The organism is Pseudomonas lundensis, from assembly GCF_001042985.1.
Lineage (GTDB): Bacteria > Pseudomonadota > Gammaproteobacteria > Pseudomonadales > Pseudomonadaceae > Aquipseudomonas > Aquipseudomonas lundensis.
Genome location: NZ_JYKY01000003.1, coordinates 92136 through 115865 on the forward strand (window position 1 = coordinate 92136; position 23730 = coordinate 115865).

Genomic DNA, 23730 nt, shown 5'->3' on the forward strand with positions numbered 1-23730 from the left:
TGATCCTATTGAGTGGTGTTCAGCACATTCAACATAGCTGCCGTTTCCGCGTCCGGGAGGCCGTCAAAGCGAGAAGGGCGGAAACGCATCTGGAACGCGGCCAAAACGTGTCGCGTCGCGACGTCCAGTTCACCTGTTTGCGGTGTTTCATAGCCGAACAGGGCCAATTGTTGCTGAAACCAAGTGATGCTCGGCAGCTGTCGGTCATACACAGCCTGAGCGCGGGCAACCGCCTGGGCATTGGGCCAGACGCCGAAACCTGCGTCTGCCAGACGTTTCCAGGGGAACAGCGGGCCGGGGTCGAGCTTGCGCGTCGGCGCAATATCGCTGTGACCGATGATGTTCTGCGGGTCGATTTTGTAGCGCGTGGAAATGTCCTTGAGCAGGGCGATCAGGGTCTGGATCTGACCTTCGGTATACGGGTACCAGACCCGACCTTGAGGCGTGTCGCGAAAGCCCTTGTTGACGATTTCGATGCCGATGGAGCTGGAATTGAGCCAGGTGCGGCCTTTCCATTGGCTTTCGCCGGCGTGCCAGGCGCGCTGGTTTTCATCCACCAGTTTGTAGAGGGTCGGCGGGGTATCGCCAATCAGGTAGTGGCTGCTCACAGGACCGTGGGTGAGCAACTCAAGCGAGCGCTCCAGCGAGGTCGATGTGTAATGCAGCACGATGAATTGCACACGGCTGTCGTAGTTGACCGAAGGATGGCTGGTGTCCATGCGCGGCCCGCTGGCACAACCGGCCAGCAGCAGGGCAGACAAAATCAGGGTGATTACTTTCATGGTTTAGGTTTTAGCGTAAGGGCAGACAGGCAACAGCATAACGTAAGGCTGGCGTTTAACCCTGTTCAATGGTGTTGCGGCCTGCCGCTTTGGCGCGGTACAGCGCTTGATCCGCGCGCTTGAGGACCTGATCGCTGCGCTCGCCGGGCTTGAACGCGGCCAGGCCGATCGAAACCGTGACGGTCACAGGCTCGCCCTTAAAGTGAAACGGGCACGCCTCGATGGCAGCCCGCAGCGTGTTGGCCAGTTGCATACCCACCGCCATGCTCGTCGCGGGCATCAGCATGACGAACTCTTCCCCCCCAAAACGCGCAATAAAGTCGTTAGGGCGCAGGCGCTTGCGCAACTGAGTGGCGATGATCTTCAAGACTTTGTCGCCCGCCAGATGACCATAGCCATCGTTGATGCGTTTGAAATGATCCAGATCGAGCATGGCCACCAGCAGCATGTTGCCGTGTTGTTGCCATTGTTCGACCTCGTGGGCCAATCGCTCGCCCCACGCCGCCCGGTTGGGCAAGCCGGTTAACGGATCAATCAGGGCCTTTTGCCGCTGCTCTTCAAGGTGCTCGCGGTAGCCTTGGGCTTCCTGCTCCATATGCGCCACCCGCTCGGCCAGGCCTTGCAGGTGCGTGGCAACTTCCTGTTCGCGGGCATCGCGCTGTTGCTGATGCTGGTCCATGGTGCCCAGCAACGCCTCCAAGCGGCTTTCGAGGATGTGTTTAAGGCTGTTGAGGTCCGCGGCGTCTTGCACGCTGCTCTGCAGATCGTCGACGTGTTCGCGCAGTTGGGTGTGCATGTCATCGGCTGCGGTACGGCCTTCAGCATGGCCCGCACTCGCCGCCTGGAGATTGCCTTGAAAGGACTCCAAGCGCTCGTTGAGCTGCTTGAGGTAGGCCTCGAACTCATGTTGACCGCTGTCCGTGATGGCCAACATCAACACGGCAAGATCGTCGAGGATCGGCAGTAATTCGTACCAGTTCAGACCTTTTTCGAGACGGCTGCGCATCGCCTCGGCTTGCGGGCGATGATGCTCCGGCAACGAAAGATCGCTCAACAAGCCCAGCAGGGTCGATTCAATGTGCGAAGCGACCGAGCTATAGGACGGCTCGGGCGTGTCGGGCAGTGCGTAAACCGGGTCTTCTTCGGCACTGAGCGGTTCAAGCGCATCAGGCTCAGGGTCGGGGTCGGGGTCGGGGGCCAGCGATTCAGAAACGGGCGACACCCCGGCCTCGACCCGCTCAGCTTCGGCCTGGGCGAGCACCGACTCCAGCGCGCCACTCGAGCCCTCATCTGCATCGGTTTCGATAGCGTCAGGCACCTCCACCGCTGCGGCCTGCGCAACAGGCTCAAGGGGTGGCAGCGACAGGATTTCGACTTCAATGGGCGAGGGTTGAAGCGCCTCGGGCGCCTGTTGCAGTACCTCCGCAACTTCCACATCGGGTTGCGGCACAGGCGCAGGCTCGACAGCCGGCGCGGGCTGCACTGCAAACGGTTCAGCACTGACGGCCACCGGGTCTGCGTTGATGGGCTGCGGGCTCGAGGTTTCGAACTCCGGCGCAGCCTTTTGCGCGTCTGCGCTGCCAAACAAACGTTGCAGCAAGCCCGGCTTCTGCGGCTCTGCATCGTTGAGTTGAGGCGCAAGCGCCTGCCCCTGCAAGGCACTTAGTTCGCCCAAAAGCAGCGGAATCTCACGCGCCTGTGTCACGCGGCTGTCGAGCTGCTTGGCAAAGGTCTTCAGGGGCTTTCGGACGTCCCTGGGCAGGGGCAGCGCCTGCAACTGATTGACCAGCGTATTGAGCGCAGTACTGATCTGTTCGACACGGGTTTCACGGCGCTGCTCGGAGTCGAGCACGGCCTTTTCAAGGCGTGGCATAAGGGCTGCCAGCGCCGCGTCCATCTCGTCCGTGCGCACCGCCTCGCGCATCTCTTTCATGCACTGATCGACCGTACGGTCAGAACCTTCGGCGGCCAGCGTGCTGCGCACCAGCCCACGGCGCAGTAAGTCGAGCCGTGCGTTCCAGCGACGTTCGAGTTTTTCTTGGTGCTCGATGCTTTTAAGGTACTTCTCTTTCCAGCGCTTGGCGTCGTCGGCGGTCATGCAGGGGGCTCACTGGCGGGGGGACTCAACACGGGCAGTGAGTCGACACCCACCGAACCGGGCAAACGTATTTCAACCGCGACCGGTAAATGGTCTGAAATGGGTTGATCCAGTACCTGAACCCGCTCCAGGGTCAGGGTTGGACTGAGCAAAATATGATCAAGGCAACGCTGCGGACGCCAACTGGGGAAGGTGGCTTCCATTTGCGGGGCCAGTAAGCCTAGATCGCGCAGTGGCGAAGTATGTAACAGATCACTGGCATGGGTGTTCATGTCCCCCATCAACACTTGGTGCTGATAGCCGCCAATCAGCTCGCGTACATACGCCAGTTGCAAGGTTCGGGTCTTGGTGCCCAACGCCAGGTGCATCATGACGACGACCAGAGCGTCCGCTCCTTCACCAAACCGCACCAGAATCGCGCCACGACCCGCAGGGCCGGGCAGCGGGTGATCTTCAATCGCGGTAGGGCGCAAACGGCTGAGCACCCCGTTGCTGTGCTGGGCCAGGCGCCCGAGATTGCGATTGAGTTGTTGATACCAGTAAGGGAATTCGCCCTGCTGGGCCAGGTACTTGACCTGATTGATGTAGCCGGAACGGTGGCTGCCGCCGTCCGCCTCTTGCAGCGCAACCAGATCGAAGTCGCTCAGCAGGTCGCCGATTCGATCCAGGTTGCCAGTGCGCCCCTTGTGCGGCAACACGTGCTGCCAACTGCGGGTCAGGTAATGACGATAACCCTGGGTGCTGTTGCCGACCTGAATATTGAAACTGAGCAGCCGCAAACGACGATCATCCGATAACCCACGGGTTACCAGAGGGTCGTCATTGACCTGCGGCTCATGCAGGCCAACGATGCGATCATTCTTCCAGCGCCGCACAGGAAAGGCGCCCCTTACTTCGCAGCCTCTGCACGCTCTTTGGCGATCAACTGATCGGCCACGTTCAAGGTTTGCTCAGGGCCACCTGAAGTACCCAGGTCAAAACGGTACTTGCCGTTGACGATCATGGTAGGCACACCGGAGATTTCATATTTTTTGGCAAGTTCTTTGGCTTTAGTGATTTGGCCCTTGATGGCGAACGAATTGAAGGTCGACAGGAACTTGTCTTTGTCTACGCCTTGAGTGGCCAGGAATTCAGCCATTTCATCAGGCTTGTCCAGGCGCTTGCCTTCTTTTTGGATGGCGTTGAACACCGCATTGTGCACTTTATGCTCAACACCCATGGCTTCAAGGGTCAGGAACATTTGCCCGTGAGCATCCCATGGGCCGCCGAACATGGCAGGAATACGCACAAAATTCACATCCGCAGGCAGCTTCTCGACCCATGGGTTAATCACTGGCTCGAACGAATAGCAATGCGGGCAGCCGTACCAGAACAACTCAACAACCTCGATCTTGCCAGGCTCAGCGACCGCAACAGGACTAGACAACTGAACGTATGTTTTACCCGCTTCGAGCGGTACATCGGCAGCGTGGGCCGACATGCCAAACAGGCTGGCACTGACGAGAGCGGCGCTGAGGATCAGATTACGCATGCTTTACTCCTGGACAAATAAGGTCGCTGTCACGTGACCTGTATTCAGACAGGCCCGCGCAGTCTTGAGTTCGGTAGTGTAACGGCAGATGCCATAAAAAAGGGCAGCCAACGCTGCCCTTTTAAACTCACACTCAAGGATTAAACGATCGTTAACATGGCCAACGACTCTCGCCTTGGCTCATCGACCGCAGAAACCTTAGTGCAGACCTTGAATGTAGCTGGCCAGGGCTTTGATGTCCTTGTTACTCAGCTTGGCCGCGATACTGCGCATGACCATGGTGTCGCCGTCGTTTGTACGGTCGCCTTCACGGAAAGCTGTCAGTTGTTTCTCGATGTAGCCGGCATGTTGGCCACCCAGGTGCGGGAACCCGGCGGGTGCGTTGCCCTGACCGTCTGGCGAGTGGCAACCGGTGCAGGCTGGCAGGCCTTTCTCAACATCCCCACCACGGAACAATGCTTGGCCACGCTCGACCAGTTTTGCGTCAGCCGCGCCGACAGAGCCCTTCTGGCTGGAGAAATAAGCGGCAATGTCTGCAAGGTCCTGGTCACTCAGGTTGGTCAGCATGCCGGTCATTTCCAGCACCTCACGCTTGCCGTCCTTGATTTCGTGCAGCTGTTTGAGCAGGTATTTGTCACCTTGCCCAGCCAGCTTCGGGAAGTTTGGCGCCATGCTATTGCCGTCGGGACCGTGACAAGCGCCACATACAGCGGTTTTTGCCTGACCGGCAGCAGCATCGCCCACAAGAGCAGTGCCTGCGGCCTGGGCAACACCGGTGACGCCCAAGGTCAACAGCAGACTCACGAGTAATTTGTTCATCAGCTAATCCAACTACGGCTAAGGGTTAAAGAGTTATGGGCCGGGCTCACTCATTCATCACACGATGATCATTACGGTAAACCTCGACACTGCAGTCCATGCACAAACCACGCGGCGGCATCGCCTTGAAACCCTGGGTCACGTGCTGCACCAGCGTTTTCATACCCTGTTTGCCTCTAGTCTCAGGCTTTCCGACGACCGGTTTCGGGTCGGTTGGCGCGGGCCAGAACGTCAGGTCATACAAACGCGGTTGTACACGGCTTCCGGATCCTGTGTAGCCTGAGCGCTATTCGCGGCATCAAGACACCGACAGCCAGCAGTCATAAAACGACCTTTCAGGGTTGGGAGCTTGCTGCGTTCTAATGCGCAACCTAGGTCAATCGCTCCCGTGTACTTCATCCTACGCTGGGACAAAGCGCACACAAAATCTGCGGCATTATATACTGGCGTCACTGAAACGGAAACGACACTGCTCGCCGCGTCCATTCCTGACGCCGCTCACATCGGAAATCCCATGCAACTCAAGAACCCCATTCTCGGTCTGTGCCAACAGGCTAAATTCATGCTCAGCGCCGCCAAAGTCGATCAATGCCCTGACGATCAAGGCTTTGAAGTCGCTTTTGCCGGCCGTTCCAACGCCGGTAAATCCAGCGCCCTGAACACCCTGACACACGCCAGCCTGGCGCGCACCTCCAAAACCCCGGGCCGCACCCAACTGCTGAACTTCTTCCAGCTCGACGAAGAACGGCGCCTGGTCGACTTGCCGGGTTACGGCTACGCCAAAGTGCCCATCCCGTTGAAACTCCACTGGCAGCGCCACCTGGAAGCCTACCTGGGCAGTCGTGAGAGCCTCAAAGGACTGATTTTGATGATGGATATACGTCATCCCATGACTGACTTCGACAAGTTGATGCTCGACTGGGCGGTGCAAAGCGGCATGCCGATGCACATCTTGCTGACCAAAGCCGACAAACTGACCTTCGGCGCCGCCAAGGGCGAGTTGTTGAAAGTGCAGTCGCAAATCCGTAAAGGCTGGGGCGACGCGGTGACCATCCAAATGTTCTCGGCCCCCAAGCGCATGGGCCTGGAAGAGGCGTACACCGTGCTCGCAAACTGGATGGAACTGCCAAATAAAGGCGAAGAAGACGCGGGCGAGTAACAAATCGCAGGCAAAAAAAACCCCGGACTTCGTATGGGGAGGGGGAAGTTCGGGGTTCAAGTACTGAACCGCTAGGGCGGGGTTCAGAATTCTGCCAACACTTAACACAACATTAGGAGCATTGAAGGGCTTCACCACCCATTCAACAGATCTGAGTGGTGAAGGAGGATTTAGTTCCAGACGCCTAAAAACTCTTTGATCTAAGCAAATTCCCTTCGGAACTAATGGCAAATTGCCTGTGACGATCAGTCGCAGGCAATTCAGCGTTTTAGTGCGCCTCATCCCAGTTATTGCCGACGCCCACTTCCACCACCAGTGGTACATCCAGCGTGGCGGCGTCACTCATGTGTACGCGCAGCGCTTCGCTCACCTGTTCCACCAAGTCTTCGCGCACTTCCAGCACCAATTCGTCGTGCACTTGCAGGATGACGCGCGCCTCAAGCCCCGAAGCGCTCAACCAGTTATCCACCGCCACCATGGCTTTCTTGATGATGTCAGCCGCCGTGCCCTGCATCGGTGCGTTGATCGCGGTGCGCTCGGCGCCTTTGCGCAAGGCCGGGTTCTTCGCATTGATCTCGGGCAAGTACAGGCGACGGCCGAAAATGGTCTCGACATACCCTTGCTCAGCCGCCTGCGTGCGCGTGCGCTCCATGTAGTCGAGTACGCCGGGGTAGCGTGCGAAATAACGGTCGATGTACGCCTGCGACTGCTTGCGGTCGACCCCGATTTGCTTGGCCAGACCGAAAGCGCTCATCCCGTAGATCAAACCAAAGTTGATCGCCTTGGCACTGCGTCGCTGGTCCGTGGTGACATCGCTCAGCTCAACCCCGAACACTTCCGCCGCGGTCGCACTGTGTACGTCCAGATTATTGCGGAAGGCATGCAACAAGCCTTCGTCCTTGGCCAGATGCGCCATGATCCGCAGCTCGATTTGCGAGTAGTCCGCCGCCAGCAATTTGTAGCCTGGTGGCGCGACGAATGCCTGACGAATCCGGCGACCTTCCGCCGTCCGAATCGGAATATTCTGCAGGTTCGGATCACTGGACGACAAACGGCCTGTCGCCGTGACCGCCTGGTGGTAGGACGTGTGAATCCGCCCCGTACGCGGGTTGATCTGTTCAGGCAGGCGATCGGTGTAGGTGCTTTTCAGCTTGCTCATCGAACGGTACTGCATCAGCACTTTGGGCAGCGGGAAGTCTTGCTCGGCCAGCTCGGCCAGAACGGCTTCAGCGGTTGAAGGCTGACCTTTGGCCGTCTTGCTGATAATGGGCAAACCCAACTTTTCGTACAGGATCACGCCCAATTGCTTAGGGGAGCTGAGATTGAATTCTTCGCCCGCAATTTCAAACGCCTCACGCTCCAGCGCGACCATTTTGTCGCCCAGTTCAACGCTCTGCACACCCAACAGCTTGGCGTCCACCAAGGCACCCTGGCGCTCGATGCGCGCCAATACCGGCACAAGCGGCATCTCAATGTCGGTCAGCACGCTGTTAAGGCTCGGTATCGCCAGCAGTTTTTCATGCAGGACATTGTGCAAACGCAATGTCACATCGGCGTCTTCGGCGGCGTAAGGGCCAGCCTGTTCCAGCGAGATCTGGTCAAAGGTCAGCTGCTTGGCCCCTTTGCCGGCAATATCCTGAAAACTGGTGGTGCTGTGACCCAGATACTTGAGCGCCAGGCTGTCCATGTCGTGGCGAGTGGCCGTGGAGTCGAGCACGTAGGACTCCAGCATGGTGTCGAAAGCAATGCCTTGCACACTGATCCCACACGCCGGATCGCCGCCGATCGCGCAGTTGGCGAGGATGTTCATGTCAAATTTGGCATGTTGCCCGACCTTGGCCTTGTTCGGGTCTTCGAGCAGCGGCTTAAGGGCGCGCAGCACGGTGTCACGGTCCAGTTGCTCAGGCACGCCCATGTAGGAATGCGTCAACGGAATGTAAGCCGCTTCACCCGGCTTGACTGCAAACGACAGCCCCACCAACTGCGCTTGCTGAGCATCCAAACCGGTGGTTTCGGTATCAAACGCGATCAGTTTGGCGTCCTGTAACTTCTTCAGCCACACCTCAAAACGGGCCTGATCGAGGATGGTTTCGTACTGCACCTCGGTATCGGCGCTCTCGACAGGCGCTTCCTGGGCAATCACCTGACCCGCCCGCTTGGCTTCGCGCTCGACTTCAGCGATCCAGCTCTTGAACTCCAGCTCGGTGTACAACGCGATCAGCTTTTCGCAATCGGGCGCTTTGAGGTGCAGGTCTTCAAGGCCGATATCCAGCGGCACATCGATTTTGATCGTGGCCAATTGATACGACAAAAATGCCATTTCCCGGTGTTCTTCAAGCTTCGCGGGCAGGTTTTTGGCCCCGCGAATGGGCAGCGTCGGGACGATGTCGAGTTTTTCGTACAAGTCGACCAGACCGCCGCCCACGCCAACCAGCAAGCCAGACGCCGTCTTCGGGCCAATGCCCGGAACACCCGGAATGTTGTCGGAGGAATCACCCATCAGCGCCAGGTAGTCAATGATCTGCTCGGGCGAGACGCCAAACTTCTCTTTCACACCTTCAACGTCCAGCACACTGCCGGTCATGGTGTTGACCAAGGTGATGTGACCGTCAACCAGTTGCGCCATGTCCTTGTCGCCGGTGGAGATCACCACCGGGCGGTCTGCGGCGGCGCTGCTGCGCGCCAGGGTGCCGATCACGTCGTCCGCTTCAACGCCTTCGACACACAGCAGGGGGAAGCCCAGCGCGATCACGCTTGCATGCAAGGGCTCGATTTGCACGCGCATGTCATCGGGCATGCTCGGTCGGTTGGCCTTGTATTCGGCGTACATGTCATCGCGAAATGTCCCGCCCTTGGCATCGAAAACAACCGCGAACGGGCTGTCCGGATACTGCTTGCGCAGACTTTTCAGCATGTTCAACACGCCCTTCACGGCACCTGTCGGCAGGCCCTTGGACGTGGTCAGCGGCGGCAGCGCGTGGAAAGCGCGGTACAGATATGAAGAACCGTCCACCAGGACGAGGGGTGCTTGGCTCATGAGCAGGATCAACCTTTTCCGCGAGTCCGGCGCTAGAATGTCCGGACCAATGACGACAAAGGGACAAGGTTATCATGCGTACACTTAATCGCCTGTTGCTCACCGGCTTGATTGCAGCCATTCCGCTGGTAACCTTCGCGGCAGATGAGGCACCTTCCGCCGATCCGGAAGTCACCATTCGCACGGAAGGCGACAAAACTATCCAGGAATACCGTCAAAACGGCTTCCTGTACGCCATCAAGGTCACCCCAAAAGGGGGCAAACCGTACTTTCTGGTACGCGCTGATGGTTCAGAAGGCAATTACATCCGTTCCGACCAGCCGGATATGCTGATTCCATCGTGGAAAATTTTCGAATGGAAATAGCGTCTTAACTTTAATCGGCGCCGCACCCTCGCGGCGCCCGTACTGGCAGTTTTAACCATGTCTGTTTTCACGCAACTGGCTCGTCCCGAGCTGGAAACCTTTCTTGCACCTTATGGGCTCGGCCGTTTGCTCGACTTCCAGGGGATCGCCGCTGGTAGCGAAAACACCAATTACTTCATCAGCCTGGAGAAGGGCGAATACGTTCTGACCCTGGTTGAACGCGGTCCTGTTGACGAAATGCCGTTCTTCATTCAATTGCTGGACGTGCTGCACGACGCCGACTTGCCGGTGCCCTACGCTTTGCGCACGCTGGACGGCCAGGCCTTACGTGAGCTCAAAGGCAAACCGGCGCTCCTGCAACCGCGCCTGGCGGGCAAGCACATTCGCGAAGCCAATGCTCAGCACTGCACACAAGTCGGTGAGCTGCTGGGCCATTTGCATGTGGCGACCCGCGACAAGCTGCTTGAGCGCAAGACAGACCGCGGTCTGGACTGGATGCTGGCCGAAGGCCCCGCGCTGAAAAAGGACCTGAGCGCTGAAGCGGCCCGGCTGCTGCAACTCGCACTCGATGAGATCAGCGAACGCAAATCGCAGATTCTGGCGCTGCCACGGGCCAACCTGCACGGCGACCTGTTCCGCGACAACGCGATGTTCGAAGGCACGCACCTGACCGGCCTGATCGACTTCTACAATGCCTGTTCCGGGCCGATGCTGTACGACGTGGCCATTGCACTGAACGACTGGTGCGCAGACGAAGCAGGCCACCTGGACGCTCCCCGTGCCCGCGCCTTGCTGGGTGCCTACGCAGCATTGCGCCCGTTTACCGCCAGCGAAGCCGAGTTATGGCCCACTCTGCTGCGCGTCGCCTGTGTGCGTTTCTGGCTATCGCGCCTGATTGCAGCACAGACGTTCGCAGGCCAGGACGTACTGATTCACGACCCGGCCGAGTTCGAACGACTGTTGGCCGTTCATCAAAACGTCAGTATTCAATTGCCGTTCGCGCTGTAACAAACACGGCCACGCCGTGCGATTGAGGGGCAGGGCTGCGATCACCGTGATAGCGCAGCCCGCCCCTCAGCGGCGCCAAGTTACAAATTTTCCAGACAACCCGCCAGGTCGTTGCCCAGTTTCTCCAGCAACTGCTCATAGCCTTGAGCCGTCGCCGGGGTGTAGCCGCCCAACGCATCCAGTTCTGCCAAGGTCACGGGCATCCCGGCCGTCAGCGTCTGCGCCAGGCGCGGACGCAGCGGCGGCTCGCTGAACACGCAGGTTTTGCCCACTGCCTGCAATTGCTTACGCATGGCGGCCACATGCTGAGCGCCCGGCTGGACTTCCGATGCCACGCTGAATACGCCCGCATGCTTGAGGCCGTAAGCGCTCTCGAAGTAATCGTAAGCCTCGTGAAACACAAAGAACGGTTTGTCGGCCACGCCTGCCAGACGCGCCTTGAGCCGCGCATCAAGTGCGTCCAGGCGTTCGTTGAAGGCCTTCAGGTTGCGCTGATACGTCGCCGCATTGGCCGGGTCTTTCTCACTCAGGTCAGCCGCCATTTTGGCTGCGATAACCCGTGCATTCGCAGGCGCCAGCCACAGGTGAGCATCCAGCGTGCCAGGGCGATGATCGTGATCGTGTTCGGCAGCATCCTCAGAGTGGGAATGGCTGTCCTCGGTAAAGTGGCGCAGCATCAGGCCAGGCAAGGTCTGTACCGAGACCGACGGAGCCGTGCGCCCCGTCAGCACGCGCGGCAGGAACCCTTCCATGTCCGGGCCGATCCAGTACAGCAGGTCGGCCGATTGCACACGCCGTACGTCGGATGGCCGAAGCGCGAAGCTGTGCGGCGATGCGTTGGGTGGCAGCAACACGTCTGGCTTACCGACGCCGTCCTGCACCGCCGCAGCGATCAGTTGCAAAGGCTTGATGCTGGTTAGCACGTTAACGTCCGCTTGAGCAGGGCCAATCACCAACAAACTGGCGCTGAAAGCAATAAAAATCGAAAAAAGACGGGGCACGATGAGCACTCAGGGTGGTTGAAACGGGTAACATAATAACGTCTCTCTCAGAAATCGTCGCCGCCCATGCCTATTACACCGCTTGCCAGCCGCCCTCACGACCACTCCCATTGCGTTCACAGCGCCCTAAGCGAGGCCGATACCTTGTGCGCGCAAAAGGGCCTGCGCCTGACCGCATTGCGCAAGCGGGTGCTGGAGCTGGTCTGGCAGAGCCATAAACCGCTGGGCGCCTACGACATTCTGGCCGTGCTCAGCGAACAGGACGGCCGCCGCGCCGCGCCTCCGACCGTGTACCGGGCACTCGACTTTCTGCTGGAAAACGGCCTGGTGCACCGCATCTCATCTCTGAATGCCTTTGTGGGGTGCAGCCACCCCGAGCACCCGCATCAGGGGCAGTTCCTGATTTGCCGCACCTGCCACGCCGCCATTGAGCTGGAGCAAAAATCCATCAGCGACGCGATTATCAGCAGCGCACACGATGTCGGCTTTACTGTCGAAGGCCAGACGGTCGAAGTCGTCGGCTTGTGCGCAGGCTGCCGGGAGGCTTGATGAGCGCTGCATTGATTCGCCTTGAACACGTCACCGTGACCTACTCGGGGCAAAACGTGCTCGACAACATCGAGCTGAGCGTCGAGCCGGGCCAGATCGTGACGCTGATCGGGCCCAATGGCGCGGGTAAAACCACACTGGTCAAAGCCGTACTGGGCCTGATAAAGCCGACGAGCGGCAGTGTGTGGCGCAAACCCAAACTGCGCGTGGGCTACATGCCCCAAAAACTGCACGTCGATCCGACGCTTCCGTTGTCAGTGCTGCGTTTTTTGCGCCTGGTACCGGGGGTTGACCGGGCTCAGGCGCTCGAAGCCCTGAAAGAAGTGGGCGCAGAAAAGGTCATCGACAGCCCGGTGCAGAGCGTGTCCGGGGGCGAAATGCAACGCGTGCTGCTGGCCCGCGCCTTGCTGCGCAAGCCTCAACTGCTGGTGCTCGACGAGCCCGTACAAGGTGTGGACGTCGCCGGTCAGTCCGAGCTGTACGCCCTGATTACCCGGCTGCGCGACCGTCATGGTTGCGGCGTGTTGATGGTCTCCCACGACCTGCATCTGGTGATGAGCACCACTGACCAGGTGGTGTGCCTGAACCGTCACGTCTGCTGCTCGGGCCACCCGGAACAGGTCAGCGGCGACCCCGCTTTCGTCGAGCTGTTCGGCAAAAACGCACAAAGCCTGGCGATTTATCACCACCATCACGACCATGCCCATGACTTGCATGGTTCGGTGGTCAACGCAGACGCCCAAAGCACACACCCCCACGTTCATGGAGAAGGCTGCAAGCATGGCTGATTTTCTGGTTTACGCCCTGCTGGCAGGCTTGGCTTTGGCGATGGTAGCAGGGCCTTTGGGCTCGTTTGTGGTGTGGCGGCGCATGGCCTATTTTGGCGATACGCTGTCCCACGCGGCCTTGTTGGGCGTAGCGCTGGGTTTCTTGCTGGACATCAGCCCGGCCATTGCCGTGACGGTCGGTTGCCTGTTGCTGGCCATCCTCTTGGTGACCTTGCAACAACGGCAACCACTGGCTTCAGACACGCTTCTGGGAATTCTCGCACCCAGCACCTTGTCCCTCGGCCTGGTCGTACTAAGCTTCATGCATGAAGTGCGAATCGACCTGATGGCCTACCTGTTCGGTGACCTGCTGGCGATCAGCCCGACCGACCTGATGTGGATCGTGGGCGGCAGCGCCGCGGTACTGGCGCTATTGGTCGCATTGTGGCGGCCCTTGCTGGCGATTACAGTGCACGAAGAGCTGGCCATGGTCGAAGGCTTGCCCGTCGCCGCATTGCGCATGACCTTGATGCTGTTGATTGCTGTCGTGATTGCCGTGGCAATGAAAATTGTCGGGGTGCTGTTGATTACATCGCTGCTGATCATCCCGGCAGCGGCGGCTCAACGCCATGCCCGTTCCCCTGAGCAAATGGCCCTCGGGGCCAGCGTTCTGGGGATGATGGCCGTGTGTGGTGGCCTTGCGCTGTCATGGTTCAAGGACACACCGGCTGGCCCTTCGATTGTGGTCTGTGCCGCTGCACTGTTTCTGCTGAGTTTTGTTCTGCCCCGTCGAGGGGTGTAGACTTGCTCGTTTTTTGCGCACTTAGAGAGCCGCAGGAATGAAGCTGTTCAATTACCGTTATGTGCTTCTGGTCGCATTTTCCGTGCTGCTGGGCGCCTGCCAAAGCACACCGTCTGCCGACCAGCTCGCGCAGCAGCAACGCGCTGCAGCCATCGCTCAGCTGGAGCAAAACCTGGCCAGCAGCGAACTGGCGACCGCCGAAGACGAACTGGCGGCCCTGCAAGCGCAAACCCCGGACGACCCCCAGTGGGTGCAGTACCAGCGCCAACTGGCCGAAGCCTACCTGCAACGCAGTCAAATCTACCTGCAAAAGGGTGATGTGAATGCGGCTGCCACGGCCCTGAGCCGCGCCCGCACCCTGATGCCCAAAGCGCCGGCGCTAACCAGCGGCGTCAACAGCGCCATTGCCCATGCACGCAAAGCCGAACTGGACAAGGCAGAAGCCGCCCTCAAAGCGGCTGAAAAACGGCCACCGGCCAAGGTCATCGACCCGGCAGCAGAGAGCACCACCGTTGCGCTGAACATCACCGATATCAAGAAACTTCGCCATCAACTGGACCTGATCGCGCAGGACATCGTCAATTATCAGTGCGCCGTGACGTTACAAGTGCCGCGCACCGCCGATTACCCATGGCTGGCGACCCTGATCACCAAACGCGTTAAAAAGCTCAACCCCGGCTTCGACTTCAAACTTGATCGCCACATCGTGCGCCACGTCCCGGCGCAAATGGTGCTGATTCCAAGCAAGCCTTAACCGACAGGCTCCAGACGTAAAAAAACGCGCTTGCAGGCTCTGCAAGCGCGTTTTTTTTCAGGCTCACCTTATGCCGGGATTGCTTTGGCCTTCGGCTCGCGCGCCCAGACACGATGCTGGCCAATGGCAGCAAAGAACGCCTTGAAGTCCTTGGCATCCTTGAGCACCAACAGCCCCTCATCCGCCTGCAAATGCAGCACATCCAGCAACTGCTTGGCTTCGCCGTGCAGCGCAATCGCTTTCAGGTGTTTGTAGGCTTCCAGTACGTAATGCAAAGCTACGCCATCGCCGCTGAGCGCTTTGATCGATGCTGCGCCGCCCGGCACGTACACCGCGTCGAAAGCCACCGAGGGCATGCCTTCCATCGACGCATCCACTGGCAACGCCTTGCCATCCGCTGTTTTCACAGGCGCTGAAGTCGGCCCGAGCAGCTTGGCATGCGCGCCTTCAGCCGCCAGCGCCTGCTTGAGTGCATCAATCGCGGCACCCTCGACGCCGTTGGCAGCCAAAATCGCCACTTTGCGAGTTTTGATATTGCCTGGCAGCAGGTTGGCCTGGCTTAGCGCAGGGGACTGGCTAACCGTGGTTGCGCGAGCCTCCACCGTGCCGGCTTTAGGCGCTGGCAGACCGAGGTTTTCAGCCACACGCTTGGCCAGTTCGAGATCGATGTTGGCCAAAATCTCGTTTACCTGACGCGCGCGGATGTGTTCGCGCTCCACCTTGCCCAGCTCAAAGCTATACGCCGCAATGATGTGCTCTTGCTCGTGCTTGCTCATGCTGTGGAAAAACAGCCGTGCCTGGGAGAAGTGGTCGCTGAACGACTCACTGCGCTGGCGAATCTTGTTCGCATCAATACGCTCAGGGTAGCTTTCAAAACCGCCATCCTGTGCCGCTGGAGGGGTTTCTTTCGGCCAGCCGCCATCAATCGAGTTAGGCTCGTAAGACGCCCGACCTTTATGAATGGTGCTGCGGTGCTGTGCATCACGCTGGTTGTTATGGAACGGCGCGACCGGGCGGTTGATCGGGATCTCATGGAAGTTCGGCCCGCCCAAACGGCTGATCTGCGTATCGGTGTACGAGAACAGACGACCTTGCAGCAACGGGTCATTCGAGAAATCGATACCGGGCACGATATGACCGGGGCAGAACGCAACCTGCTCGGTCTCGGCAAAGAAGTTATCCGGGTTACGGTTGAGCACCATTTTGCCCAGAGGCGTGATCGGCACCAGCTCTTCCGGGATCAATTTGGTCGGATCAAGGATGTCGAACTCGAACTTGTGCTCGTCTGCTTCGGCAATGATTTGAACGCCCAGCTCCCACTCCGGGTAATCGCCGACTTCAATCGACTCCCACAGATCACGGCGATGGAAGTCGGTGTCTTTACCGGCCAGTTTTTGCGCTTCGTCCCACACCAGTGAGCAGGTGCCAGCACTTGGGCGCCAATGGAATTTGACGAAGTTGGATTTACCTTCGGCGTTGACCAGCCGGAAGGTATGCACGCCAAAACCTTGCATGCTGCGCAGGCTTTTCGGGATGGCGCGGTCAGACATCGCCCAGATAACCATGTGCGCGGACTCGGGCACCAGTGAAACAAAATCCCAGAACGTGTCGTGGGCTGAACCGCCGGTAGGAATTTCGTTATGCGGCTCAGGTTTTACTGCGTGTACGAAGTCAGGGAATTTGATGGCGTCTTGAATGAAAAAAACCGGCATGTTGTTGCCGACCAGATCGAAGTTGCCTTCATCGGTAAAAAATTTCACGGCAAAACCGCGAACGTCGCGCACCGTATCACCCGACCCGCGAGGTCCTTGCACCGTGGAAAAACGCACAAATACCGGGGTTTTCTTGCTCGGGTCTTGCAGGAAACCCGCCTTGGTCAGGGCGGTGTGGGCTTCGTACGTCTGAAAGTAACCATGAGCGCCGGTGCCCCGGGCGTGGACGATACGTTCTGGAATGCGTTCGTGGTCAAAATGCGTGATCTTCTCGCGCATGATGAAGTCTTCAAGCAACGAAGGGCCTCGGGCGCCGGCTTTCAAGGTGTTTTGATTGTCTGAAATCTTCACCCCTTGATTGGTGCGCAACGCCTGATCGGTAGCGTCATCCCGGAAGCGTTCCAGGCTGTCCAGTTTGACGTTCGTGTTGCCACGATCCAAGGTGTCGGTGCCGGCCATCTGGCTCTTGTTCGAAGACGGTTTTTTGGTACTCATCAGACTTCACTCCTTGTAGGCAAAAGCCCCATGGGCCGGGCTTTGTAGACAAATCTCCCGAAACGGGATGTGAGTTGCTTCAGGGTCTGTTCCCGTTTGATCGCCGCCGCTTTCATTGAAACGTGAACAGACCCTAGTACTGACTTGTCACCCTTAGCGGCGTTCCTTTTTTCTGACCTTTGATCGTCTTATTGCCAAATCGATGGTTGGAGCGCAAATAAATGCTAAGAACCTCTATACGGACAGGCTAAAATGCGCGCCCGGCTAACCGCTGATCTTATTTTTTCGCGCCCCACAAGGTTCGCTACGTGATTGAGTTCCATAACGTTCATAAAACTTACCGGGTCGCCGGTAAGGACATTCCCGCGCTGCACTCCACCAGTTTGCGTGTCGAGAGCGGCCAGGTATTTGGTCTGATTGGCCATTCCGGTGCGGGTAAAAGTACATTGCTGCGCCTGATTAACCGCCTCGAAACACCGAGCGGCGGACAGATCATCGTCGACAACGAAGACGTCACGGCGATGGATGGCAACGGCCTGCGCCGTTTCCGTCAGCAAGTCGGCATGATCTTTCAGCACTTCAACCTGCTGGCCTCCAAGACCGTGGCGGACAACGTCGCGCTGCCTCTGACGCTGGCCGGTGAATTGTCCCGCAACGAAATCGACAAACGCGTCGCTGAACTGCTGGCGCGGGTAGGCTTGTCCGACCACGCCAAAAAGTACCCGGCGCAACTGTCAGGCGGCCAGAAACAGCGCGTGGGTATCGCCCGCGCCTTGTCCACCCAGCCAAAAGTGTTGCTCTGCGACGAGGCCACCAGTGCCCTCGACCCGCAAACCACGGCTTCGGTGTTGCAGCTACTGGCCGAAATCAACCGTGAGTTGAAGCTGACCATCGTGCTGATTACCCACGAAATGGACGTTATCCGTCGCGTGTGTGACGTGGTGGCGGTCATGGATGCGGGCAAGATCGTCGAGCAAGGCCCTGTGGCCGACGTGTTCTTGCACCCCAAGCACCCGACGACCAAACGCTTCGTGCAGGAAGACGAGCAGATCGACGAAAGCGAACAGCGTGACGACTTCGCTCACGTGCCAGGCCGTATCGTGCGCCTGACGTTCCAGGGCGAATCCACCTACGCGCCATTGCTGGGCACCATCGCCCGTGAAACCGGGGTGGACTACAGCATCCTGGCCGGTCGTATCGACCGCATCAAAGACACCCCTTATGGGCAACTGACCCTCGCCATCACCGGTGGCGACATGGAAGCTGCTTTCGCGCGCTTCACCGCCGCAGACGTACATATGGAGGTGTTGCGCTAATGGAAACCCTCTTGAGCTTCTTTTCCAACATCGACTGGTACGAAATCTGGCTGGCCTCCGTCGACACCCTGATCATGCTCGGCGGTTCGCTGCTGTTTACGGTGTTGCTCGGTTTGCCGCTGGGCATTCTGTTGTTCCTGTGCAGCCCGCGCCAACTGCTGGAACAGAAAGCCCTGTATTCGGCCCTGTCGTTCGTGGTGAACATTCTGCGTTCGCTGCCGTTCATCATCCTGCTGGTCGTGATGATCCCGTTCACCGTCCTGATTACCGGCACCTCGCTGGGCGTCGCCGGTGCGATTCCGCCATTGGTCGTGGGGGCCACGCCGTTCTTTGCGCGCCTGGTCGAAACGGCGTTTCGGGAAGTGGACCGCGGCATCATCGAAGCCACTCAGGCAATGGGCGCCAACACGCGTCAGATCATTACCAGTGCGTTGTTGCCTGAAGCACGTCCCGGTATCTTTGCGGCAATTACGGTGACAGCCATTACGCTGGTCGGCTACACCGCCATGGCGGGTGTGGTTGGCGCGGGCGGTCTGGGCGATCTGGCCATCCGCTTTGGTTATCAGCGCTTCCAGCCTGACGTGATGATCGTGACAGTGGTGCTGTTGCTGATTCTGGTGCAAATTCTGCAAACCGTTGGCGATCGGCTGGTGGTGCACTTTTCGCGCAAGTGAGCGCGACCCTCGTTAATAAACGTAACCGCCAGCCTACGGGCTGGCAGGCGCCTGAAGTCAGGTGTTCACAAGGAGTTGCTGGATGAAGAAGTTATTTGCTGCGGTCGCCGCTGTTGCGGCATTTTCAGCCCACGCGGGCGATCTGACGGTGGCGGCCACCCCGGTGCCGCACGCCGAAATCCTTGAATTCGTGAAGCCAGCCTTGGCCAAAGAAGGCGTCAACCTCAAGGTCAAGGTCTTCACCGACTACATCCAGCCCAACGTGCAAGTTGCCGAAAAGCGCCTGGATGCCAACTTCTTCCAGCACCAGCCCTACCTGGATGAGTTCAACAAGGCCAAGGGCACCCACCTGGTCAGCGTGGCCAACGTTCACCTTGAGCCGCTGGGCGCTTACTCGTCCAAGTACAAAAAGCTTGAAGAACTGCCCAATGGCGCAACCGTGGTGATCCCCAACGACGCCACCAACGGCGGCCGTGCCCTGTTGCTGCTGGACAAGGCGGGCGTGATCAAGCTCAAAGACTCGACCAACATTCTCTCGACGATTAAAGACGTTACTGAGAACAACAAGGGCCTGAAATTCCGTGAACTGGAAGCGGCCACCATCCCGCGTGTGCTCACCCAGGTAGACCTGGCGCTGATCAACACCAACTACGCGCTGGAAGCCAAGTTGGACCCGGAAAAAGACGCACTGGTGATCGAAGGCAGCGACTCGCCTTACGTGAACATTCTGGTGGCTCGCCCGGACGACAAAGATTCGGCTGATATGAAGAAACTGGTTGATGCGCTGCACACGCCGCAAGTGAAAGCGTTCATCAATGAGAAGTACAAAGGCGCCATCGTTCCGGCGTTCTAATGCCTCAGACCCTCGCCTGATCGCTGCCGCAGGCTGTGAGCTTTGATCCGCAAGCTCGCAGCCTGTGCCCGCAGCAACCGCTTTGCCTTATCTCCTTTCGACCAAACCCGGCAACTGGGCAACCATTTTCTGGTTGTTGAACGGTGCGCGGATGAAACCCCGCTGAGTGCCGTCCGGGCCAATCAGCGCCAGATTGCCACTGTGGTCGACCGTGTAGTTGGGTTTGCTGGTATCCGCCGGAATGAACGGAATACTCACCGCATTGGCCAGGGTTTGCAGCTCTTCAATCGAACCGGGCGTCAGGCCCACGAACTGCGGATCGAAGTAACCCAGGTACTGCTTGAGCTGCTGCGGCGTATCACGGTTCGGATCGACGCTGACCAGCACGATTTGCAGTTTGTCTTGCGCGGCTTTGGGCAGATCACTTTTGATCTGACGCAGCTGGGCCAGGGTGGTCGGGCAAATATCGGGGCAGAAGGTGTAACCGAAGAACAACACGCTCCACGTGTCGGTCAGTTCATTCATCTGCACCGGCTGACCGTCCTGATTGGTCATCTTGATTGCCGGTAACGGACGGCTCTGCGGCAGCAGAATGATGCCCGCATCGATCAGCGCCGTATTGTCGCTCTGGCTTTTGCCGGACATGATTTTGTTAAACGTCAGGCCCATGACCAATGCCACCAGCGCAACGAGGATGTAGACGGTTTTTTGAGTTTTAGTCATAGGTTCAACACTGAGTAATGGTCGACAAGCAGCGCGATGAACAACGCGAACAGGTAGTAAATAGAGTACTTGAAGGTGTTGATCGCGGCGTGCGGCAGGGTGCCACGGTACAGCACCCACGCCCAATACAGAAAGCGTGCGCCCAACCCTAGCGCACACACCAGATAGAGCAAGCCGCTCATGCGAATCACAAACGGCAGCAGGCTCACGGCCAGCAGCACACAGGTGTAAAGCAGGATGTGCAACTTGGTGTACTGCTCACCATGGGTCACGGGCAGCATGGGAATGTCGGCTTTCGCGTATTCAGATTTGCGATGGATCGCCAGCGCCCAAAAGTGCGGCGGGGTCCAGGCGAAGATAATCAGCACCAACAGCAGCGGTTCGGCAGTCACATGCCCGGTCACGCAGACCCAGCCCAACAGCGGCGGCGCAGCCCCGGCCAGCCCGCCGATCACGATGTTCTGCGGCGTGGCGCGCTTGAGAAAACCTGTGTAAATCACTGCATACCCCAACAACGACGCCAGGGTCAGCCAGGCCGCCAGTGCATGGGTGAACACCCATAACACCCCCAACCCCGACACGGACAACAACAGGGCGAACGCCAGCGCAGAACCCGCTGAAATCCGGCCCTCGGCCAACGGACGCTTTTGAGTACGCGCCATCAGCGCATCAATGCGCCGGTCCACCACATGATTGACCGCCGCAGCGCCTGCGGCACACAAACCAATGCCCAGATTGCCAAAGACCAGCACCGTCCACGGCACACCTGCGCGCGTGGCGAGGAACATGCCCACCAACGAGGTGATGAGCATCAACATCACCACTTTGGGTTTAGTCAGCTCCAGGTAGTCGCGCCAGGACGCCGGACGTGAACGCTCAACGGTCAAGGTCGCCATGGCAGTTCTCCTTTAAGCATGATCGAGCCGGGCACCGGTGGCCGAGGACTGAAACGCCAGCGGGCAAGACGCGGTGCCTTGACCCTGACCAGTGCCGTACGTGCGTGGTAGTTGACCAGCACCAGCGTCAACAACAGGGCCGCGCCGCCAGCGTTATGCGCCACGGCAACCGCCAGGGGCAGACCGAACAGCACGTTGCTGATCCCCAGACTCACTTGCAGGCCCAGCGCCAGCATCAGTAACCCCGCCAGCCGCGTCATGCCCACCCGCCGCAGCTGCCAGGCCAGCCCCAACAGCACCACCGTGAGCACCAGCGCGCCCAAACGGTGGGTGAGATGAATCGCTGTGCGCGCGTCGCTGTCCAGTTGGCCGCCCAAATAGTTCGGCCCTATGTGTTGGGTCAGATGAAAACCGTTGGCGAAATCGGCCGACGGCCACCATTGACCGTGGCACGTCGGCAGGTCGACACACGCCACGGCGGCGTAGTTGGAACTGACCCAGCCGCCCAGCGCGATTTGTCCAATCGCCAGCACCAGCCCGGCAGTCGCCCAACGCTGTAAACGGCGGGGCACGGCAAGCGCTGGCAGCACGCCCGATAAACGCAGGGTCAGCAAAAACAGCAAACTCAAGGTCGCGAAACCGCCCAGCAAATGCCCGGTCACCACCTGCGGCCAGAGTTTGAGCGTGACGGTCCACATGCCAAAGGCCGCCTGCGCCAGCACCACCAACAGAATGAACAACGGCAATTTGAGTGGCTGGCCGGGCAGTGTGCGCTGGCGCCAGGCCCGCGCCGCCAACAGCACAATCACCAGCGCCAGGGTGCCTGCGAAATAGCGATGCACCATCTCGCTCCGGCCTTTTTCGACGTGTACCGGGGTGTCGGGAAAGTGCCGTTGCGCATGCGCCAGTTGTGCATCGGTTTTGGGCACGCTGATGAAGCCATAGCAGCCGGGCCAGTCCGGGCAACCCAGCCCGGCGTGGGTCAAACGGGTGTAGGCACCGAGTAACACCACCACCAGTGCCAGCACGGTGGCAAGTAATGCGAGACGAAATCCGGCTTTGGCCATGACGGTTTTCCTACCCGATGTTGGACAGTTTCAACAGGTGGCGCAGGTCGTTGAGCACGTCCTTGCCTTTGACACTGGGGTCGTAACGCAGCACCAGATTGCCGTGCGGGTCGATGATCCACAGCTGAGCGCCGCCATTGCCCTGCGCGCCCCGGGTATACGCTGGCAAGTCCATCGCGTAACGCTGCAACTGCGGGTATTCGCGTTGCAGCCTTGCCACATAGTCAGCGTCCAGCGCCTGCGCGCTCGCCAGCGCATGGGTGGCACGGGAGGCATCGCGGCCCAGGCCGATCTGTATCTGCCGTGCCAAGTACACCAATTGCTGACACGCCACCGTGCAGGTTTGTGGCGCGGTCACCAGCAACTGCCAGCGCTGCTCGTCCGTTTGCACGCCCAGCTCAGCGCGGGTCGGGCCGTTACCTATCAGTTCACCGTGATAGCTGCGGCTTTCGGGCACCCAGAACTTGAGCGTGTACATCCCGGTGGCCAACACCATCGGGCCGATGGTCAGCAACAGAATAAGGATCAACTGCAGCCGTCCACGGCGCCGCGAAGCCGGTGCCGCGTGGTGAGCCGTTTCAGACGGATTGATGGCCGTTCCCATGGCGCTTCTCCCGAGCGTTATGCCAACCGAGGTACCCATAAAGCCCGCACAACGCCAGCGCCATGGCGAACCATTGCACGGCATACGCGGTGTGTTTTTCCGGGCCCATGCCCGTGGCGATCACTGGCCAGTCGGCCTGATACGCCGCAAGGCCGGGCGCAATACGCACTTCATCGTTAAAACCGCTTCGCCCCAGCTCAGCCCACACCTTGGCGGGGAAGACTGCCGTCACCAGCCGCGGCCAGTTACCCGTGGCCGGGTCGGCCTGCAGCTGGAAGGGCGTACCGGGCGACTCATACACCCAGCCTTCCAGCTCCACTAATTGATCCGGGGTACTGAACACCGGCGGCGTGCGCCGACTGGGCCATTCGATCCAGCCCCTATTGAGCAACAGCCACTGGCCACTGGCCTGATCCTGAAAAGGCTGCAACAGCTCCACCCCGACCTTGCCCTCTCGCACCCGGTTGTCCAGCAGCAGGCTGTGCTGCGCATCCAGATGCCCACGCAACTGCACACGGCGGAAAGCGGGCGTTGAGGTGCTCATTAATTGGCCCACATTGAGGGGCGCGGCGGCCCGGTGTACGGCATAGCTGTCGAGCAGGGTGCGTTTTTGCTCGGCACGCCCCAGCTGCCAAACCCCCAGAAACACCAGCACCGGCAAAAGCGCCAGTACCACCACGGTGGGCACACGTCCGGGCGCGAAGGCGGCCATGGTCGC

At 59.3% G+C, this 23730-nt stretch carries 23 protein-coding genes and 1 pseudogene; 10 read left to right on the plus strand and 14 right to left on the minus strand.

All coding sequences use genetic code 11. The annotated features are described in order from the left end of the window. Window positions 1-5: 5 nt before the first annotated feature. The 6 genes and pseudogenes from TU74_RS03410 to TU74_RS24415 form a co-directional block, all read right to left on the minus strand. On the minus strand, window positions 6-782 hold the full coding sequence (locus tag TU74_RS03410; protein WP_047296265.1) for an N-acetylmuramoyl-L-alanine amidase: 777 nt from the start codon (window positions 780-782) through the stop codon (window positions 6-8). A 55-nt stretch (window positions 783-837) separates the two neighbouring features. Beyond that, complete coding sequence (locus TU74_RS03415; protein WP_048375125.1) at window positions 838-2880, minus strand: GGDEF domain-containing protein; 2043 nt, start codon at window positions 2878-2880, stop codon at window positions 838-840. Further along, window positions 2877-3755: an endonuclease/exonuclease/phosphatase family protein gene (locus tag TU74_RS03420; protein WP_048375127.1), complete on the minus strand. Its 879-nt coding sequence runs from the start codon at window positions 3753-3755 to the stop codon at window positions 2877-2879. Before TU74_RS03420 ends, TU74_RS03415 begins: the two co-directional genes overlap by 4 nt. Window positions 3756-3769: 14 nt before the next feature. Further along, window positions 3770-4411, minus strand: coding sequence for a thiol:disulfide interchange protein DsbA/DsbL (locus TU74_RS03425; protein ID WP_047296314.1), 642 nt, complete (start codon window positions 4409-4411; stop codon window positions 3770-3772). 198 nt (window positions 4412-4609) lie between these two features. Further along, complete coding sequence (locus TU74_RS03430) at window positions 4610-5230, minus strand: c-type cytochrome (RefSeq protein WP_047296315.1); 621 nt, start codon at window positions 5228-5230, stop codon at window positions 4610-4612. A 46-nt stretch (window positions 5231-5276) separates the two neighbouring features. Further along, window positions 5277-5529 (minus strand): annotated as a pseudogene (locus TU74_RS24415) (c-type cytochrome). Between the two features lie 215 nt (window positions 5530-5744). Between TU74_RS24415 and yihA the strand changes: the two are divergent. Next, window positions 5745-6389, plus strand: a complete 645-nt coding sequence (gene yihA / locus TU74_RS03440) for a ribosome biogenesis GTP-binding protein YihA/YsxC (protein ID WP_047296316.1) — start codon at window positions 5745-5747, stop codon at window positions 6387-6389. Window positions 6390-6657: 268 nt separating this feature from the next. Here the strand turns inward: yihA and polA are convergent, their stop codons facing one another. Further along, complete coding sequence (gene polA, locus TU74_RS03445) at window positions 6658-9426, minus strand: DNA polymerase I (RefSeq protein ID WP_047296318.1); 2769 nt, start codon at window positions 9424-9426, stop codon at window positions 6658-6660. Window positions 9427-9500: 74 nt separating this feature from the next. On the opposite strand from polA, the gene TU74_RS03450 reads away from it, so the two are divergent. Together TU74_RS03450 and TU74_RS03455 are read left to right on the plus strand one after the other, a co-directional pair. Beyond that, entirely contained in the window at window positions 9501-9791 is a 291-nt protein-coding gene (locus TU74_RS03450; protein WP_047278657.1) for a DUF2782 domain-containing protein, read from the plus strand. Between the two features lie 57 nt (window positions 9792-9848). Beyond that, window positions 9849-10799, plus strand: coding sequence for a homoserine kinase (locus tag TU74_RS03455; protein WP_048375129.1), 951 nt, complete (start codon window positions 9849-9851; stop codon window positions 10797-10799). A gap of 80 nt (window positions 10800-10879) precedes the next feature. Here the strand turns inward: TU74_RS03455 and TU74_RS03460 are convergent, their stop codons facing one another. Next, window positions 10880-11800, minus strand: a complete 921-nt coding sequence (locus tag TU74_RS03460; protein WP_048375131.1) for a zinc ABC transporter substrate-binding protein ZnuA — start codon at window positions 11798-11800, stop codon at window positions 10880-10882. A 66-nt stretch (window positions 11801-11866) separates the two neighbouring features. Between TU74_RS03460 and TU74_RS03465 the strand changes: the two genes are divergently transcribed. From TU74_RS03465 to TU74_RS03480, 4 genes are read left to right on the plus strand one after another with little or no spacing between them, the layout of a single operon-like run. After that, entirely contained in the window at window positions 11867-12349 is a 483-nt protein-coding gene (locus TU74_RS03465) for a Fur family transcriptional regulator (protein WP_047278664.1), read from the plus strand. Then, window positions 12349-13137 (plus strand): zinc ABC transporter ATP-binding protein ZnuC, encoded by a 789-nt coding sequence (znuC, locus tag TU74_RS03470; RefSeq protein WP_047278667.1) that lies wholly within the window; start codon window positions 12349-12351, stop codon window positions 13135-13137. Before TU74_RS03465 ends, znuC begins: the two co-directional genes overlap by 1 nt. Continuing rightward, window positions 13130-13918 (plus strand): zinc ABC transporter permease subunit ZnuB, encoded by a 789-nt coding sequence (gene znuB / locus TU74_RS03475; protein ID WP_047296324.1) that lies wholly within the window; start codon window positions 13130-13132, stop codon window positions 13916-13918. Before znuC ends, znuB begins: the two co-directional genes overlap by 8 nt. A 37-nt stretch (window positions 13919-13955) precedes the next feature. Then, window positions 13956-14672 carry a PA5502 family lipoprotein gene (locus TU74_RS03480; RefSeq protein WP_047278671.1) on the plus strand — a complete coding sequence of 239 codons (717 nt, stop codon included), beginning with the start codon at window positions 13956-13958 and terminating at the stop codon, window positions 14670-14672. Window positions 14673-14740: 68 nt separating this feature from the next. Here the strand turns inward: TU74_RS03480 and katE are convergent, their stop codons facing one another. Then, window positions 14741-16879: a catalase HPII gene (gene katE, locus TU74_RS03485; RefSeq protein ID WP_048375133.1), complete on the minus strand. Its 2139-nt coding sequence runs from the start codon at window positions 16877-16879 to the stop codon at window positions 14741-14743. Window positions 16880-17187: 308 nt separating this feature from the next. Between katE and TU74_RS03490 the strand changes: the two genes are divergently transcribed. The 3 genes from TU74_RS03490 to TU74_RS03500 all read left to right on the plus strand — a co-directional run bounded on the left by TU74_RS03490 (window position 17188) and on the right by TU74_RS03500 (window position 19722). Beyond that, complete coding sequence (locus TU74_RS03490) at window positions 17188-18195, plus strand: methionine ABC transporter ATP-binding protein (protein WP_047278675.1); 1008 nt, start codon at window positions 17188-17190, stop codon at window positions 18193-18195. Then, window positions 18195-18869 carry a methionine ABC transporter permease gene (locus TU74_RS03495; protein WP_047281536.1) on the plus strand — a complete coding sequence of 225 codons (675 nt, stop codon included), beginning with the start codon at window positions 18195-18197 and terminating at the stop codon, window positions 18867-18869. The genes TU74_RS03490 and TU74_RS03495 overlap by 1 nt, the downstream gene beginning before the upstream one ends. A gap of 82 nt (window positions 18870-18951) precedes the next feature. Then, window positions 18952-19722 carry a MetQ/NlpA family ABC transporter substrate-binding protein gene (locus tag TU74_RS03500; protein WP_047296340.1) on the plus strand — a complete coding sequence of 257 codons (771 nt, stop codon included), beginning with the start codon at window positions 18952-18954 and terminating at the stop codon, window positions 19720-19722. 87 nt (window positions 19723-19809) lie between these two features. Here the strand turns inward: TU74_RS03500 and TU74_RS03505 are convergent, their stop codons facing one another. From TU74_RS03505 to TU74_RS03525, 5 genes are read right to left on the minus strand one after another with little or no spacing between them, the layout of a single operon-like run. Further along, a complete protein-coding gene (locus TU74_RS03505; protein ID WP_048375137.1) occupies window positions 19810-20445 on the minus strand; it encodes an SCO family protein in 636 nt (211 codons plus the stop codon). Further along, on the minus strand, window positions 20442-21341 hold the full coding sequence (gene cyoE / locus TU74_RS03510; RefSeq protein ID WP_047296344.1) for a heme o synthase: 900 nt from the start codon (window positions 21339-21341) through the stop codon (window positions 20442-20444). The genes TU74_RS03505 and cyoE overlap by 4 nt, the downstream gene beginning before the upstream one ends. Then, on the minus strand, window positions 21329-22408 hold the full coding sequence (locus tag TU74_RS03515) for a COX15/CtaA family protein (RefSeq protein ID WP_048375139.1): 1080 nt from the start codon (window positions 22406-22408) through the stop codon (window positions 21329-21331). Before TU74_RS03515 ends, cyoE begins: the two co-directional genes overlap by 13 nt. Window positions 22409-22418: 10 nt before the next feature. Continuing rightward, complete coding sequence (locus tag TU74_RS03520; protein ID WP_047296346.1) at window positions 22419-23012, minus strand: hypothetical protein; 594 nt, start codon at window positions 23010-23012, stop codon at window positions 22419-22421. Next, complete coding sequence (locus TU74_RS03525) at window positions 22987-23724, minus strand: SURF1 family protein (RefSeq protein ID WP_048375141.1); 738 nt, start codon at window positions 23722-23724, stop codon at window positions 22987-22989. Before TU74_RS03525 ends, TU74_RS03520 begins: the two co-directional genes overlap by 26 nt. Window positions 23725-23730 lie beyond the last annotated feature (6 nt).